Raw genomic sequence first — 13,581 nt, 5'->3', positions numbered from 1 at the left:
CTGGGGCAGCGTGGGAGCGGGTTCTACCCGCGAAAACCACGCCGCGGTGGTTCAGTCACCCCGCGTTAACTTCTTCGCGGGTAGAACCCGCTCCCACAAAGGCAGTTGCGGATATAGCGGGCTGTTACTTGCGCATCACCAAATCCAGCACCGCGTCGCGGTCCTTGATTTTCTGCAGCACGATTTCCGAGCGAATATCGGTCACCCCGGCCGTGCGATTGAGCGTGTTGACGATGAAACTGGAGAAGTGCTTGAGGTCGCGCGCCTGTACGCGCAAGGCATAGTTGCTGGCGCCGGTGATCACGTAGGCCGCCACCACTTCGGGCCACAGTTGCACCTTGGTGATGAAGGTCTCGTGCCAATCTTCCACGTCCTGGCGCAACGACACGTGCACGATGGCCTCGAACTCCACCCCCAGTTTTTCCGCATTCAATACCGCCTGGTAGCCGCTGATCACGCCGTCCTCTTCCAGCAGGCGCAGTCGTCTCAGACAGGCCGAAGGGGACAGGGCCACTTTCTCCGCCAGGTCCTGGTTGCTGATACGGCCGTCCTGTTGCAGCACGTGAAGAATTCGCAGGTCTGTCGCGTCTAGAGTCATTGTTGAAATTATTCTGTGTCTTGGCTGGGAATTGTCGAATTTACTGCGACATGTTCCGCGATTTGCCCTGCGCTTTGCACGAAAATTCTCCGGTGGTTGGGGCACTATTTTGCCAACACTAGGAGCCCACCATGACCCCTGCACCGCGCTATTGGGACATCAGTCCGGTACTCGACCCGTCCACCCCGGTGTGGCCCGGGGATACACCGTTTCAGGAGACGCGCGGGGCTGTCATCAGCGACCAGTGCCCGGTCAATGTCGCGCGCATCACCCTGTCGCCGCACACCGGCGCCCACGTCGACGCGCCGTTCCATTTCATGGCCCAGGGCGCTGCCATCGGCCAGGTTGACCTGGACTTGTACATGGGCCCCTGCCGGGTGATCCATTGCATGGGCGCCGGTCCCCTGGTGACGCCCGAGCATCTGGCCGGCCACCTCGATAACCTGCCGCCGCGCGTGCTGTTGCGCACCTATGCCCAAGCCCCACAACACCAGTGGGACGAGCAGTTCTGCGCCGTGGCGCCGCACACCGTGGAGGTGCTGGGCAGCCTGGGTGTGCGCCTGCTGGGCATCGACAGCGCGTCGATGGACCCCCAGCACTCCAAAACCCTGGACGCCCATCACGCCACGGCGCGCCACCGCATGGCGATTCTCGAAGGCGTGGTGCTGGACGATGTCGCCCCCGGTGACTACGAACTGATTGCCCTGCCGCTGCGCTTCGCCAACCTGGACGCCAGCCCCGTGCGCGCGATTCTGCGGGCGCTGCCCCACATGCACTACCCTCACAAGGACCTCCCATGACCCACCGCGATACCTGCCTGGCGCTTGACCAGGACGATGCCCTGGCGCACCTGCGTGACCAGTTTGCCTTGCCCGAAGGGGTGATCTACCTGGACGGCAACTCCCTCGGTGCACGCCCCGTGGCCGCCGCTGCACGGGCCCAGCAGTTGATCAGCGAAGAATGGGGCAACGGCCTGATTCGCAGTTGGAACAGCGCCGGCTGGCGTGACCTGCCCGAGCGTCTGGGTAACCAGCTGGCCGACCTTATCGGCGCCGGCGAAGGTGAGGTGGTGGTCACTGATACCACCTCCATCAACCTGTTCAAGGTACTCAGCGCCGCCTTGCGGGTGCAGGCCGGTCGTGCCCCGCAGCGCAAGGTGATTGTCAGCGAAGCCAGCAACTTCCCGACCGACCTGTACATCGCCGAAGGCCTGGCCCAATTGCTGCAGCAGGGCTACAGCCTGCGCCTGGTCAATAGCCCGCAGGAGCTCGCCGAGGCCATCGACCAGGACACCGCCGTGGCCATGCTCACCCACGTCAATTACAAGACTGGCTACCTGCACGACATGACCGCGCTGACCGCGCTGATCCACCAACGTGGCGCCCTGAGCATCTGGGACCTTGCGCACTCGGCTGGCGCCTTGCCCATCGACCTGCATCAGGCCGGCGCCGATTACGCCATCGGCTGCACCTACAAATACCTCAACGGCGGCCCCGGTGCCCAGGCGTTCGTGTGGGTGTCGCCGGCGCTGTGCAACCTGGTCAACCAGCCGCTGTCCGGCTGGTTTGGCCACGCGCGGCAGTTCGACATGGCCACCCACTATGAGCCGCGCCAGGGCATCGCCCGTTACCTGTGCGGCACCCAGCCGCTGGCCTCGCTGGCGATGGTGGAGTGCGGCCTGGCCGTGTTCGCCCAGACCAGCATGGCGGCATTGCGCAAAAAATCCCTGGCCCTGACCGACCTGTTCATCGAGCTGGTCGAACAGCGCTGCGCCGCTCACGGCCTGGTGCTGATCACCCCCCGTGAGCACGACCGGCGCGGCAGCCACGTCAGCTTCGAACACCCCGAAGGCTATGCCGTGATCCAGGCCTTGATCGAGCGTGGCGTGATCGGCGACTACCGCGAACCGCGCATCATGCGCTTCGGCTTCACCCCGCTGTATACGCGCTTCTGCGACGTGTGGGACGCCGTGCAGATCCTGGGCGAAATCCTTGACCAGCGCACCTGGGCCGAGCCGCGTTTCCAGGTACGCCACAGCGTGACCTGATACATCGAACCACCCACACCACCCCCGAAGGCGAGGGGTGGACGGGAGTGCTTGAACTTGAACATCTGCCAATAATAATCACACCGGAACATTCAAGAATGAAGTCGACGCTCCCCCCTTTCAGGCCGGCATTAGCCCTGGCCCTGGCGAGTTGCATCAGCCCGGTTTTGCAGGCTGAGGAAAACCCAGGTTTCATTGAGGACAGCCACCTGACCCTCAACACCATCAACTTCCTGTTCTACCGCAACAACCTCAACAACAGCGGCGGCCAGAACTACCGCAAGGAATGGGCCGAAGGCCTGACCCTGAACTTCGCCTCCGGCTACACCCAGGGGCTGGTCGGCTTCGGCCTGGATGCCTACGCCCAGTTGGGCCTGCGCCTGGACAGCGGCAAGGGCACCGCGGGCACCGGGCTGCTGCCCATTGGCGACGATGGTCGTGCCCAAGGCGATTATTCCGAGGCGGGCGGGGCGCTGAAAATGCGCATCTCCCACACCGAGCTCAAATACGGCAACCTCACGCCGCTCAACCCGGTGTTCGGCACCGGCAGCGCGCGGCTGTTCACCATGCAGGCCAACGGCTTTCAACTGACCAGTGACGAACTGGCCAGCCTGCACCTGGACATGGGCCACTTTACCTCTGGCAACGACGGTGCCTCGACCAACGACAGCGGTGCCCTGAAGGCGTTGTACGCCGGGGTTGAAACGCTCAGCGTGGATTACCTGGGTGGGCGCTACAACGCCACCGACCGGCTTAGCCTGAGCCTGTACGGCTCGGTGTTCGCCGACATCTGGCGCCAGTACTACGGCAACCTCGACTACACCTGGCCGCTGGCCGACAACCAGAGCCTGAACCTGGACTTCAACCTCTACCGCACCACGGACGAAGGCCGACGCCTGGCCGGTGACATCGACAACACCACCTGGTCGCTGTCGAGCAGCTACCGCCTGGGACCGCAGCGCTTCACCCTCGCGTACCAGCAGGTCGACGGCAACGAGCCGTTCGATTACCTGGGCTTCGACCAGCAAAGTGGCACCTCGATTTTCCTCGCCAACTCCGTGCAGATCGTCGACTTCAACGCCCCCAACGAGCGATCCTGGCAGGTGCGCTACGACCTGGACATGGCCGCCTTCGGCGTGCCGGGGTTGACCTTCATGTCGCGCTACGTCAGCGGCGACCACATCGATGACAGCCACTACCAGGGTGGGCAGAACGCCGCCTACGGCCGTTACGGCAGCGACGGCAAGCGCTGGGAGCGCGATATCGAGGCGCGTTACGTGGTGCAGTCAGGCAAGGCCAAGGACTTGTCGCTGCGCCTGCGCCAGGCGTCGTTGCGCTCCACCACGCAAGTGGCCCGCGCCGACACCACCGACAACGACGAAGTGCGCCTGATCATCGAATACCCGTTGAGTATTTTCTGACCCGCCCCCACTCGCGCCCACCCCCTTCACCCAAGCAAGAGAAAGAACCATGACGCAAGCACGTGGCTTCGAAACGATATCCAACCGCGAGCAAGGCCTGCACCGCCAGCTCAGCGCCGGGCAGATGAGCATGATCGCCATTGGCGGCGCCATCGGCACCGGGTTGTTCATGGGCAGCGCCTTCGCCATCGGCTACGCCGGGCCCAGCGTATTGCTGAGTTACGCCATCGGTGCCTTCATCACCCTGTTGCTGATGGGCTGCCTGGCGGAAATGACCGTCGCCCATTCCACCTCCGGCTCGTTCGGCGCCTACGCCGAGTTCTACATCAGCCCGCTGGCCGGGTTCCTGGTGCGCTACGCCTATTGGGCGGCCATTGTGCTGGCGGTGGGCACCGAGGTCACGGCCATTGCCCTGTACATGAAGTACTGGTTTGCCAACGTGCCGGAATGGGTATGGATACTGTCCTTCTCCAGTGTGCTGGTGCTGCTCAACGCCATCAGCGTGAAAACCTTCGGCACCGCCGAATACTGGTTCTCCACGGTCAAACTCACCGCCATTGTGGGCTTTATCCTGCTGGCGGCGTACGTGGTGTTCGGCAGCGGCAACCCGGCGTACGGCGTGCACAATTACACCGACCATGGCGGCTTTTTCCCCCACGGGTTCAGCGGCATGTGGGTGGCGGTCATCATCTCCATCTTCAGCTTCCTGAGCGTGGAAATGATCGCCGTGGCCGCCGGTGAAGCCCAGGACCCCAAGCGCGCGGTCAAGCAGGCGTTCCGCGCCACCATCGCGCGGCTGGTGATTTTCTACCTGCTGACCCTGGCGCTGATGCTCGCCATCGTGCCGTGGAGCGACGCCGGCAACAGCCAAAGCCCATTCGTGACGGTGATGCAGAGCATCGGCATTCCGGGCGCCACCGGGGTGATGAACTTCGTGATCCTGATCGCGGCGCTGTCGGCCATGAACAGCCAGCTCTACATCACCACCCGCATGATGTTCAGCCTGTCGCGGGCCGGCCATGCGCCCAAGGGCCTGGGGCGCTTGAGCAAGTCCGGGGTGCCGCTCAATGCCCTGTTGCTGTCGTGCGCAGGCATTGCCCTGGCCACGCTGATGAGCGTGTTCTACCCGGAGGACTCGTTCAGCCTGATGATGGCCATCTCCATGTTCGGCGCCATCTTCACCTGGTTCATGATCTTCCTCACCCACTACTGTTTCCGTCGCTACCACGACCGCAAGGGCGGCGAGCCGCTGGCCTTCCGCATGCGCCTGTTCCCCTACAGCACGGGCGCGGGACTGGTGCTGATGGGGCTGGTGATGGTCACCACCTTCTTCACCGACGCGTTCCGCATGACGCTGGTGTTTGGCGTGCCGTTCCTGCTGTTGTTGACGGTGGCGTACGCGGTATTCGTCAAGAAGGGCCGCGCCGCCGGTGCCGTCGAGTTCAGAGGTACTTCAGCCAAGTGATGTCCCGGCGTCGCGCCTTTACCTGTGCGAACCATCGCACCGCCGGGTACAGCGCGACCGCCAGCAGCACCGAGGTCAGCCACACGGCCTGGACATGGTCAAAGCCAAAGTGGCTGCCCTGGTTCAGGCCCAGCAGCGCCACGCTGATCAGGTACAGCGCCTTGAGCACATACAGGTGCAGCAGATAGAAAAACATCGGCGCCGCCCCGAACACCGCCAGCATCGCGGTCCAGCGACGCTGCCCGGCCCGCTCGAACCCTCGCAACAGCAACAGCCCCACACCCAAGGTCAATGCCAGGAACAGCAGCGAAGGCGGGTATTTGGTGATGTTGAAAAAGCTCATCACCGTCTGCACATCGCTGGCGCCCGACACCCACGGTGCCTCGCCATAACCATTGAGCCAACGCAGGGCGACGAACCCCAGCAATGCCCCGACGCCGGTCAGCAGCAGGTTGCGCTGACGCCGGGCGGGCAGGGTGTCCGGGCTGAACCATGGCCCCAGGCAATAGCCGATGGCGATCACGCCAATCCACGGCAGCACTGGGTACGAGGTGCGCAGCCGCAGGCTCTCGGACACCTCGATCCAGCCACGATCATGCAGGATTGCCCACGGCACATGCATCGCCGAGCCAACCGGGAAGTGCAGGGTATCGAGCAGGTTGTGGCCAGCGACAACCGCCAGCCCCAGGCCCAGCATGACCGGGCGTGGCAGCCACACCAGCCCTGCCAGGCAGATCATGCTGACGCCGATGGCCCAGATCACCTGCAGGTAGATCACGCTGGGCGGCAACTGGAACGTCCACGCCAGGTTCACCAGGGTGAACTCCAGCACCACCAGAAACAGCCCCCGCTTGAACAGGAAGGCCGAGGTGTCGCGCCGGCCCTGATGCTTCTCGCCATACAGGTAGGCCGACAGCCCGGTCAGCAACACGAACACCGGGGCGCACAGGTGCGCCAGGGTGCGGCTGAAAAACAGCGCAGGCTCTGTGGTGTCAACGTTCATGGGGTCGCTGACCTGGCGGTGCAAGAAGAACGTTTCGCGCACGTGGTCCAGCAGCATGAACAGAATCACCAGGCCGCGCAGGGCGTCGATGGAGGTAAGACGTTGGCGTAGGGTGGGGGCAGGAGGGGACATGAAGGGCAACGATCCGGCTCAAATGGGAATGTTATCATATATCTTTATGGCCTAACGATCACCCCACACTTGTAGCCGCTGCCGAAGGCTGCGCTGGCCCTCTGCCTCGCTGCAGATCCAAAGTGGTCACCCAGGCCAGCGCAGCCTGACGGCAGCGGCTACAGGGCGCCGCCATTCGCCCTTCCGTGGGGCGAACGCGCCCGTGATGCTCCCCAATGTGGCATATTTTTTCCTTCGCGGCGGCTCTACACCGCGGTTTATGGCGGCCACCACAGACTGGCAAGCAATATGCAATAGCTGACCAATCGATCAGTTTTTTGCGAGTGTGTTGCCATGTCCACGTCCACCCCACGCCCCCTCGACATCGTCATCATCGGCGCCGGCATCGGCGGCTTGTCCGCCGGTATCGCCTTGCAGCGCGGCGGCCACCGCGTGCGGCTATTTGATCGGGTGCCGCAACTGACCCCGGCGGGCGCTGCCATCTCCATCTGGCCCAATGGCGTGAACGTTCTGGAAAAACTGGGGCTGGGTGACGCCATCAAGGCCGCCAGTGGTGAAATGGACGCCATGAGTTACAGCACCTCGGCCGGCGAGTTGCTGACGCGCTTCAGCCTGCAGCCGCTGTACCAGGCCGTTGAACAACGCGCCTGCCCGATCGCACGCACCGCGTTGCAGGGCATCTTGCTGCAGGCCTGTGGGCCCGAGCATGTGACGTTGGGCGTGACCTGCGAAGGTGTTGAACCGTTGGCCGATGGCGTGCGCGTCAGCTTCAGCGACGGCCAGCAGATCGACGCCGACTTGGTGGTGGCCGCCGACGGCACTCACTCGCGCCTGCGCAACTACGTGGTGGGCCGCGAGGTGCAGCGTGAGTACTGCGGTTACGTGAACTGGAACGGACGCATCGACGCCGCCGAAGACCTGGCCGCCAACGGGGAATGGACGCAATTTGTCGGTGAGCACAAGCGCGTGTCGTTGATGCCCATGGGCAACGGCCAGCTGTACTTCTTCTTCGACGTGCCGTTGCCGGCCGGCACCCCCAACCAGCGCGACGCCTACCGTGACGAACTGGGCGCGCATTTCAGCGGCTGGGCCGCGCCGGTGCAGCGCCTGATCGAGCGCATGGACACCGCCATCGTCAGCCGCGTGGAAATCCACGACATGCCGCCGGTGCCCAGCTTCGTCAAAGGGCGCGTGGTATTGGTGGGCGATTCCGCGCACCCCATGGCCCCCGACCTGGGGCAGGGCGGCTGCCAGGCGCTGGAAGACGCCTGGGTGCTGGCGCGCTGCCTGGCGGCCGACACCCCCGACGCCGCCCTGTCCCAGTACGACGCCGCCCGCGCCGAACGCACCGCGCAGATCATGCTGCGGGCGCGCGAGCGGTGTGACGTGACCCATGGTCGGGACGCCGCGAAAACCCAGGCCTGGTACGAAGAGTTGGCGCAGGAAACCGGCGAGCGAGTGATTGCCGGCCTGGCCAAGACCGCCGCAGGCGGCGGGGAATGGCTGGCCTAGCACACTACTGAGGGCCGAACAGTGTGGGACCGGGCGAAGCTCGGGAAGGGGCCCGTCCGGGGTACCGCGTTGCCTGCTTCCCGAGCTTGCGCCCGGTCCCACAGTGTTCGCCGCCCCTCTGTAGAACCGCGTCGTCTGCATCGCGACTGAAGTCGGCTCCTACGCGGTCGGTGGTAGGAGCCGGCCTTGGCCGCGATGCAGGCGACGCGGTAGCAACAACTGTCTAGCAGCAGCCGTCAGACTACGGCTACATCAGGGTCGATTCCGTGCCCATGGCCGGGACGCCGCGAAAACCCAGGCCTGGTACGAAGAGTTGGCGCAGGAAACCGGCGAGCGAGTGATTGCCGGCCTGGCCAAGACCGCCGCAGGCGGCGGGGAATGGCTGGCCTAGCACACCACTGAGGGCCGAACAGTGTGGGACCGGGCGAAGCTCGGGAAGGGGCCCGTCAGGGGTACCGCGTTGCCTGCTTCCCGGGCTTGCGCCCGGTCCCACAGTGTTCGCCGCCCCCCGGTAGAACCGCGTCGTCTGCATCGCGACTAAAGTCGGCTCCTACGCGGTCGGTGGTAGGAGCCGGCCTTGGCCGCGATGCAGGCGACGCGGTACCAGCAACTGTCTAGTAGCAGCCGTCAGACTACGGCTACGCAAGGGTCGTGTTCAGGCGGCCAGCAGCCTGGCGATACCAAACGTCGTGGCGCTGGCGAGTGTGGTCATGGCGAAGGCCGTGCCGATCAACCATTTGATCAGGGTCGATTCCGTGCCGGACAGGTCGGCCTTGGTGGCCCCATGTTTTTCGATTGAATCGGTTTTGCCTTCCAATCGAGTCAGCTTTTCGCGAATGTCAGGCAATGCGTCTTCCAGTTTTCCAACGCGCTTTTCCATGGCATCTCCTCTCGGTGGCTGGCCACCGCGGCGTTTGTGGCTGCCGAGGGTGTCACGCTCGCTGCCCAGGGCGTCGAGCTCTTTGATCAGCAACCGGTAGTCTGTGTGTCCATTCATGTGGGGGGGCGTCCTTGTTGCCTCTCGCAGGCTGGGGGAAAGCGTACGGCTGCCCGGCTGGGCTAAGCAATACCACAGGTGAAAACCAGAAGCGTCCTACGCTGAGTCCTACGGAAACGTATCCACTCCATCACACTATTTTCACATTCGCTGCGATAGGGTAATCCTGCTCCGGTAAGAAATGAAAAAGCCCGCTCCCCCCCATCGCGGGCTTTTTCATGCCTGCAGAAAAGTCAGGCCTCGGGTTTGGGCACCGGCAGCATCCCCTGGCCCTCATTGATCAGCAGCATGCTCTGCGGCGCGCTCAGGGTCACGCCCATGTCGCGCAGGCGCCCCAGGATGGTGAACAACAGGTCGCTGCGCGCACCCGACACCGAGCGCGGGCTGCCCACGTAACCGGTAGCGCTGATGATCAGGCCATTGCTGGTCAAATCCTTGAACGACACCGACGGCGCCGGCGCATCCAGAATCGCTTCGTGCTCGTTGAGCGCTGCCAGCAGTAGCTCGCGAATCTTCAGCACGTCAGTATCCAGCGGCAAGGTCAGGGTAATGCCCACCACGCCCAGGGCGTTGCCCATGGTCACGTTGCGCACGTTTTGGGTGATGAACTGCGAGTTGGGCACGATCACCGTCGAACGGTCGGACATCTGGATCTCGGTGGCGCGCACGTTGATGCGGCGGATATCGCCTTCAACGCCGGCCAGGCTCACCCAGTCACCCACCTTCACCGGGCGCTCGGTCAGCAGGATCAGGCCCGAAATGAAGTTCTGCACGATGGCTTGCAGGCCGAAACCGATACCCACCGACAGCGCACTGACCACCCAGGTCAGGTTGGTCAGGCTGATGCTCAGCGTGGACATCACCACGATCGCCAGCAGCACATAGCCCAGGTAACCCACCAGGGTCACCAGCGAGGCACGCATGCCGGCGTCCATGTTGGTTTCCGGCAGCAGGCGTTCGGCCAGCCAGTTCTTGACGATGCGGATGCTGACCAGGCCGCCTACCGCGATGGCCAGGGCCAGCAGGATGTCGCTGGGCACCACTTTCAGGCCACCCAGGGATTTGCTGCCCAGGTCCAGCAGGCTGATGCTTTCCAGCAGCTCGCTGGGGTTGGAACCCGATGGCATCAAGGCGAACAGCAGCGCGGTAAACACCAGCAAGGTGCGGCCCACGCCCGCCAGCAAGGTGGCGGCCTGTGCCTGGTGGCGCTCCGACAGGCCCAGCGCCGAGGCCAGTGCCAGGCCGCCCGGTTGGCGCGGCGACAACAGGGTTTCGCACAGGTCGCCGAAGAAGGCCACCAGCAGGTAGGCGGCGGTGCCCACCACGCTCATCCACAGCAGCTTGACGGTGAGGAAGTACGCCAGCGTCAGGTAGCCGCTGACCAGCGCCAGCAGCGCCAGGCCCACCCAGGTGCCGATGATCAGCGGGATCAGGGCGACGAAGCCGGTCGGGCGTTCCAGGTCGAAACGGCTGTGGGAGCGGTGGTAGCGCACCAGCGCAAAGAACGCAGTCAGCGAAACCACCAGCGCGGTCAGGCCATTGACCGCCACGGTCAGCGCCAGGCTGCTGGCGATCACGCTGTTGATGCGTTCCTGGGTGCCGATGATCATCAGCGCCAGGGCCAGGATTTTCGGGAACGGGCCCAGGGCGGCGGCCAGATCATCCGGCAGGTTCGGCAGGCGCCACGACGGGCGGCGCACCATCAGCATGGCGCGGCCCAGGCCGACGATAAAGGCGCAGAACACCACCAGGGTCATCACCTGGTCCAGCAGGTTCAGCACGTTGGCGCTCAGTTGGGCCGTGTTGGTCACGCCCCAGCGCAGCACCGAGGCCGACGCAGCGATGGTCACCACGGTGGCCAGCCCCACGGTCAGTGCCAGGGCGCTGCGGCGCAGGCGGCCTTCAGGCAGCCAGCGGATCATCGCCCAGGCCAGGAAACGCTCCAGCAGGCGGCGGCCCACTACCCAGATCAGTACCGACAGCACCAAAGCACCGAGGAAGAACCAGCGCGCGCCGGGCGCCATCACGGCCGCACCGGCGCTGCCCACGTCCTGCGCCAGGGTGTTCAGGCGGCGCAGGTCATCATCGGTAGGGCGGATCAGGCTGGACCAGAACGCCGGGCTCAGCGGGCTGGCCGAACGGGTGCTGATCTGCGAGTTGAACAGGCTGCGACGCAGGTTGACGATCTGCGAGGCCAGGTCGCGGGCCGACTGGCTCAGGGTGCTGAGCTGATGCTCGTCATCCACCAGATCGTTGCGCTTGGCCGACAACGCCTGGCGCTGCTTGGTCAGCTCGGGCGCCTCGTCCGCCTGCGCCGGGCCAATCACTTTCAACTGATCGTCCAGGTGCTCGACGCTCACCGTGCGCTCGGCCGACAGGTCATCGGCCTGCTTCTGCACTTGCTGCGCAGCCTGGCGCAAGGTGGACAGCAAATCGTCGTTGGCGCTGACGGTGACGCGCTGGCGGATCAGGTCCAGCTGATCGTTCAGGGCATCCAGCGTGGCGCCGTCGGCCAGCGTCGGCAACGGGCCGGCGGCTGCGGGCGTGGCGGGCGCGGCCTGGGCGGCGAAGGGCAGGGCCACGCTCAATAGCAGGGTGAAAACTAGGGCAGTAAAACGGTTGAACCTGGGGTGCTGCATGGATGGTGCCTCGTGTTCGGTGTGCGGCCAGACGTGCATTGACCACGGTTGACAGCTGGAAATTCCCGGGGGGCTACTGTGTCATTTTCGCGCGCTGGGCAGAAGCCGTTCGCGATCAGGGGTGCTCGATCACCATCACCGCCGTGGTGTCGGGTTCGAGCGCTTCAAACAGGTGTGGTACGTTGGCCGAATAGCTCATGTAATCGCCGGCATTCAAGCGCACCGGGTCGTGGGCCGGGCCTACGTTGGCGCTGCCCGTGCACAGCAGCACGTGTTCCAGGGTGCCGGGCGGGTGCGGTTTGGACAGCTTGGCGTCACCCGGCTGCACCTTCAGGCGGTACAGGTCGCGCTGCACGCCTGCCGGGCAGTCGGCCAGCAGCGTTGCTGCGTAGCGGCCGCTTTCGTTGTGCACGGTGTCGCCTTCATCCGCGCGAATCACCCGCAAGTGCTGCTGCGGTTGCTCGAAGAAACGCGTCACTTGCAAGCCCATGGCCGTGGCCAGTGCCCACAGCGTTTCAATGCTCGGGTTGCCGATGCCGGTCTCCAGTTGTGACAGGGTGGATTTGGCCACGCCTGCGCGCTTGGCTAGTTCGGTGACGGACAATCCGGCCTGTTGGCGCTCTCGTTTAATCGCCGAGGCCAGCAGGTCGAGACGGCTTGAGTTGTTCGGTATATCGGTCATTCGTTCTTTAAATCATCCTGAAAGGCATTGACGCCCCGATCGCGGGTTGTTCATTATGCCGCCCCTTTGTTCGATATACCAATCGATCGGACGACGTGTTTCCAGGAGGACGTGCATAAATGAAGTCGCAAACCCGTGGTGTGCTGGAAATGACCTCGGCCATGGTGATCTCCGGCACCGTGGGCTGGTTCGTGCTGATGTCCGGGCAGGCGGCATTGGATGTGGTGTTTTGGCGTTGTCTGTTTGGGGCGTTGGCCATGTTGGCGGTGTGCGGGGCGCTTGGGGTGTTTGGACGCTATCGGCCCAGCGGTCGGCAGGTGGGCCTTGCGTGCCTGGGCGGGGTGGCGCTGATTCTGAATTGGGTGCTGCTGTTCCGGGCTTATGGGCACTCGTCCATTGCTATCGCTACCGTCGTTTATCACACCCAGCCGTTCATGTTGGTGGGGTTGGGGGCGGTGTTCCTGCGCGAGCGGGTTTCCGGTACGGCGTTGGTGTGGTTGTTGGTGGCCTTTGTCGGGTTGCTGTTGATCGTGTTTGGCGGCGGCGCCGGGGCGGTTGGTTCCAATTATCTGTATGGCGTCGCGTTGGCCTTGGGCTCGGCGTTTTTCTATGGGGTGGCGGCGTTGATTGCCAAGGGGCTGAAGGGCATGCCGGCGCCGTTGCTGGTGTTGATTCAGATGGTGGTGGGGGTGGTGATCCTGGCACCGTTCGTGACGGTATCGGCGGTTGGGCAGGGGGCGTGGGGGTATCTGGTGGTGATCGGCGTGGTGCATACCGGGGTGATGTCGACGTTGCTGTATGGGGCTATCCAGCGGATTCCGACGGCGTTGGTGGGGGCGTTGTCGTTTGTTTATCCGGTGGTGGCGATTGCGGTGGATTGGTTGGGGTTTGGGCATGCGTTGGGGGCAGTGCAGTTGCTGGGGGCGTTTGGGATTTTGCTGGCGGCGGCGGGGATGATGGTGTTTCAGGGGCGCGTGCGTACATATGAGGAAATAAAGATGTCGGAAATTTCCTAGGAAAACTCTTACAAGATCGGCGATAATCGAATAATTCGCTTACATCTTCTCGGTTGCGCCTGCCTTTTG

The 13,581-nt window shown here is 64.0% G+C and carries 11 protein-coding genes; 6 read left to right on the top strand and 5 right to left on the bottom strand.

The genetic code is table 11. The features are described 5' to 3' along the window. Positions 1-124: 124 nt before the first annotated feature. Positions 125-598: an Lrp/AsnC family transcriptional regulator gene (locus ACZ9GA_RS16845; RefSeq protein WP_457361607.1), complete on the bottom strand. Its 474-nt coding sequence runs from the start codon at positions 596-598 to the stop codon at positions 125-127. Positions 599-729: 131 nt separating this feature from the next. Between ACZ9GA_RS16845 and kynB the strand changes: the two genes are divergently transcribed. From kynB to ACZ9GA_RS16825, 4 genes are all read left to right on the top strand, one after another. Beyond that, entirely contained in the window at positions 730-1,398 is a 669-nt protein-coding gene (kynB, locus tag ACZ9GA_RS16840) for an arylformamidase (RefSeq protein ID WP_457361608.1), read from the top strand. Beyond that, positions 1,395-2,645 carry a kynureninase gene (kynU, locus tag ACZ9GA_RS16835; protein WP_457361609.1) on the top strand — a complete coding sequence of 417 codons (1,251 nt, stop codon included), beginning with the start codon at positions 1,395-1,397 and terminating at the stop codon, positions 2,643-2,645. Before kynB ends, kynU begins: the two co-directional genes overlap by 4 nt. 98 nt (positions 2,646-2,743) lie before the next feature. Beyond that, positions 2,744-4,066, top strand: coding sequence for an OprD family porin (locus tag ACZ9GA_RS16830; RefSeq protein ID WP_457361610.1), 1,323 nt, complete (start codon positions 2,744-2,746; stop codon positions 4,064-4,066). A gap of 49 nt (positions 4,067-4,115) precedes the next feature. Then, entirely contained in the window at positions 4,116-5,531 is a 1,416-nt protein-coding gene (locus tag ACZ9GA_RS16825) for an amino acid permease (RefSeq protein WP_457361611.1), read from the top strand. Here ACZ9GA_RS16825 and ACZ9GA_RS16820 read toward each other — a convergent pair. After that, positions 5,509-6,666: an acetyltransferase domain-containing protein gene (locus tag ACZ9GA_RS16820; RefSeq protein WP_457361612.1), complete on the bottom strand. Its 1,158-nt coding sequence runs from the start codon at positions 6,664-6,666 to the stop codon at positions 5,509-5,511. The two genes, ACZ9GA_RS16825 and ACZ9GA_RS16820, sit on opposite strands and share 23 nt — an antisense overlap. 333 nt (positions 6,667-6,999) lie before the next feature. Here ACZ9GA_RS16820 and hpxO point away from each other — a divergent pair, with 333 nt between their 5' ends. Then, entirely contained in the window at positions 7,000-8,178 is a 1,179-nt protein-coding gene (hpxO, locus tag ACZ9GA_RS16815; protein ID WP_457361613.1) for an FAD-dependent urate hydroxylase HpxO, read from the top strand. Positions 8,179-8,833: 655 nt separating this feature from the next. Here the strand turns inward: hpxO and ACZ9GA_RS16810 are convergent. The 3 genes from ACZ9GA_RS16810 to ACZ9GA_RS16800 all read right to left on the bottom strand — a co-directional run bounded on the left by ACZ9GA_RS16810 (position 8,834) and on the right by ACZ9GA_RS16800 (position 12,496). Further along, complete coding sequence (locus ACZ9GA_RS16810; protein ID WP_476226471.1) at positions 8,834-9,175, bottom strand: hypothetical protein; 342 nt, start codon at positions 9,173-9,175, stop codon at positions 8,834-8,836. Positions 9,176-9,408: 233 nt separating this feature from the next. Further along, entirely contained in the window at positions 9,409-11,814 is a 2,406-nt protein-coding gene (locus ACZ9GA_RS16805; RefSeq protein ID WP_457361615.1) for a DUF3772 domain-containing protein, read from the bottom strand. A gap of 115 nt (positions 11,815-11,929) precedes the next feature. Further along, the gene (locus ACZ9GA_RS16800; RefSeq protein WP_457361616.1) at positions 11,930-12,496 is read right to left on the bottom strand and encodes a helix-turn-helix domain-containing protein; all 567 of its coding nucleotides are present in this window, start codon (positions 12,494-12,496) and stop codon (positions 11,930-11,932) included. 119 nt (positions 12,497-12,615) lie between these two features. Between ACZ9GA_RS16800 and ACZ9GA_RS16795 the strand changes: the two genes are divergently transcribed. Then, positions 12,616-13,512: a DMT family transporter gene (locus ACZ9GA_RS16795; RefSeq protein WP_457361617.1), complete on the top strand. Its 897-nt coding sequence runs from the start codon at positions 12,616-12,618 to the stop codon at positions 13,510-13,512. Positions 13,513-13,581 lie beyond the last annotated feature (69 nt).

Source organism: Pseudomonas sp. TE3644 (assembly GCF_056278815.1).
Note: the sequence above shows the minus strand (reverse complement) of the source record. Positions and strands in the feature narration are given on the sequence as shown.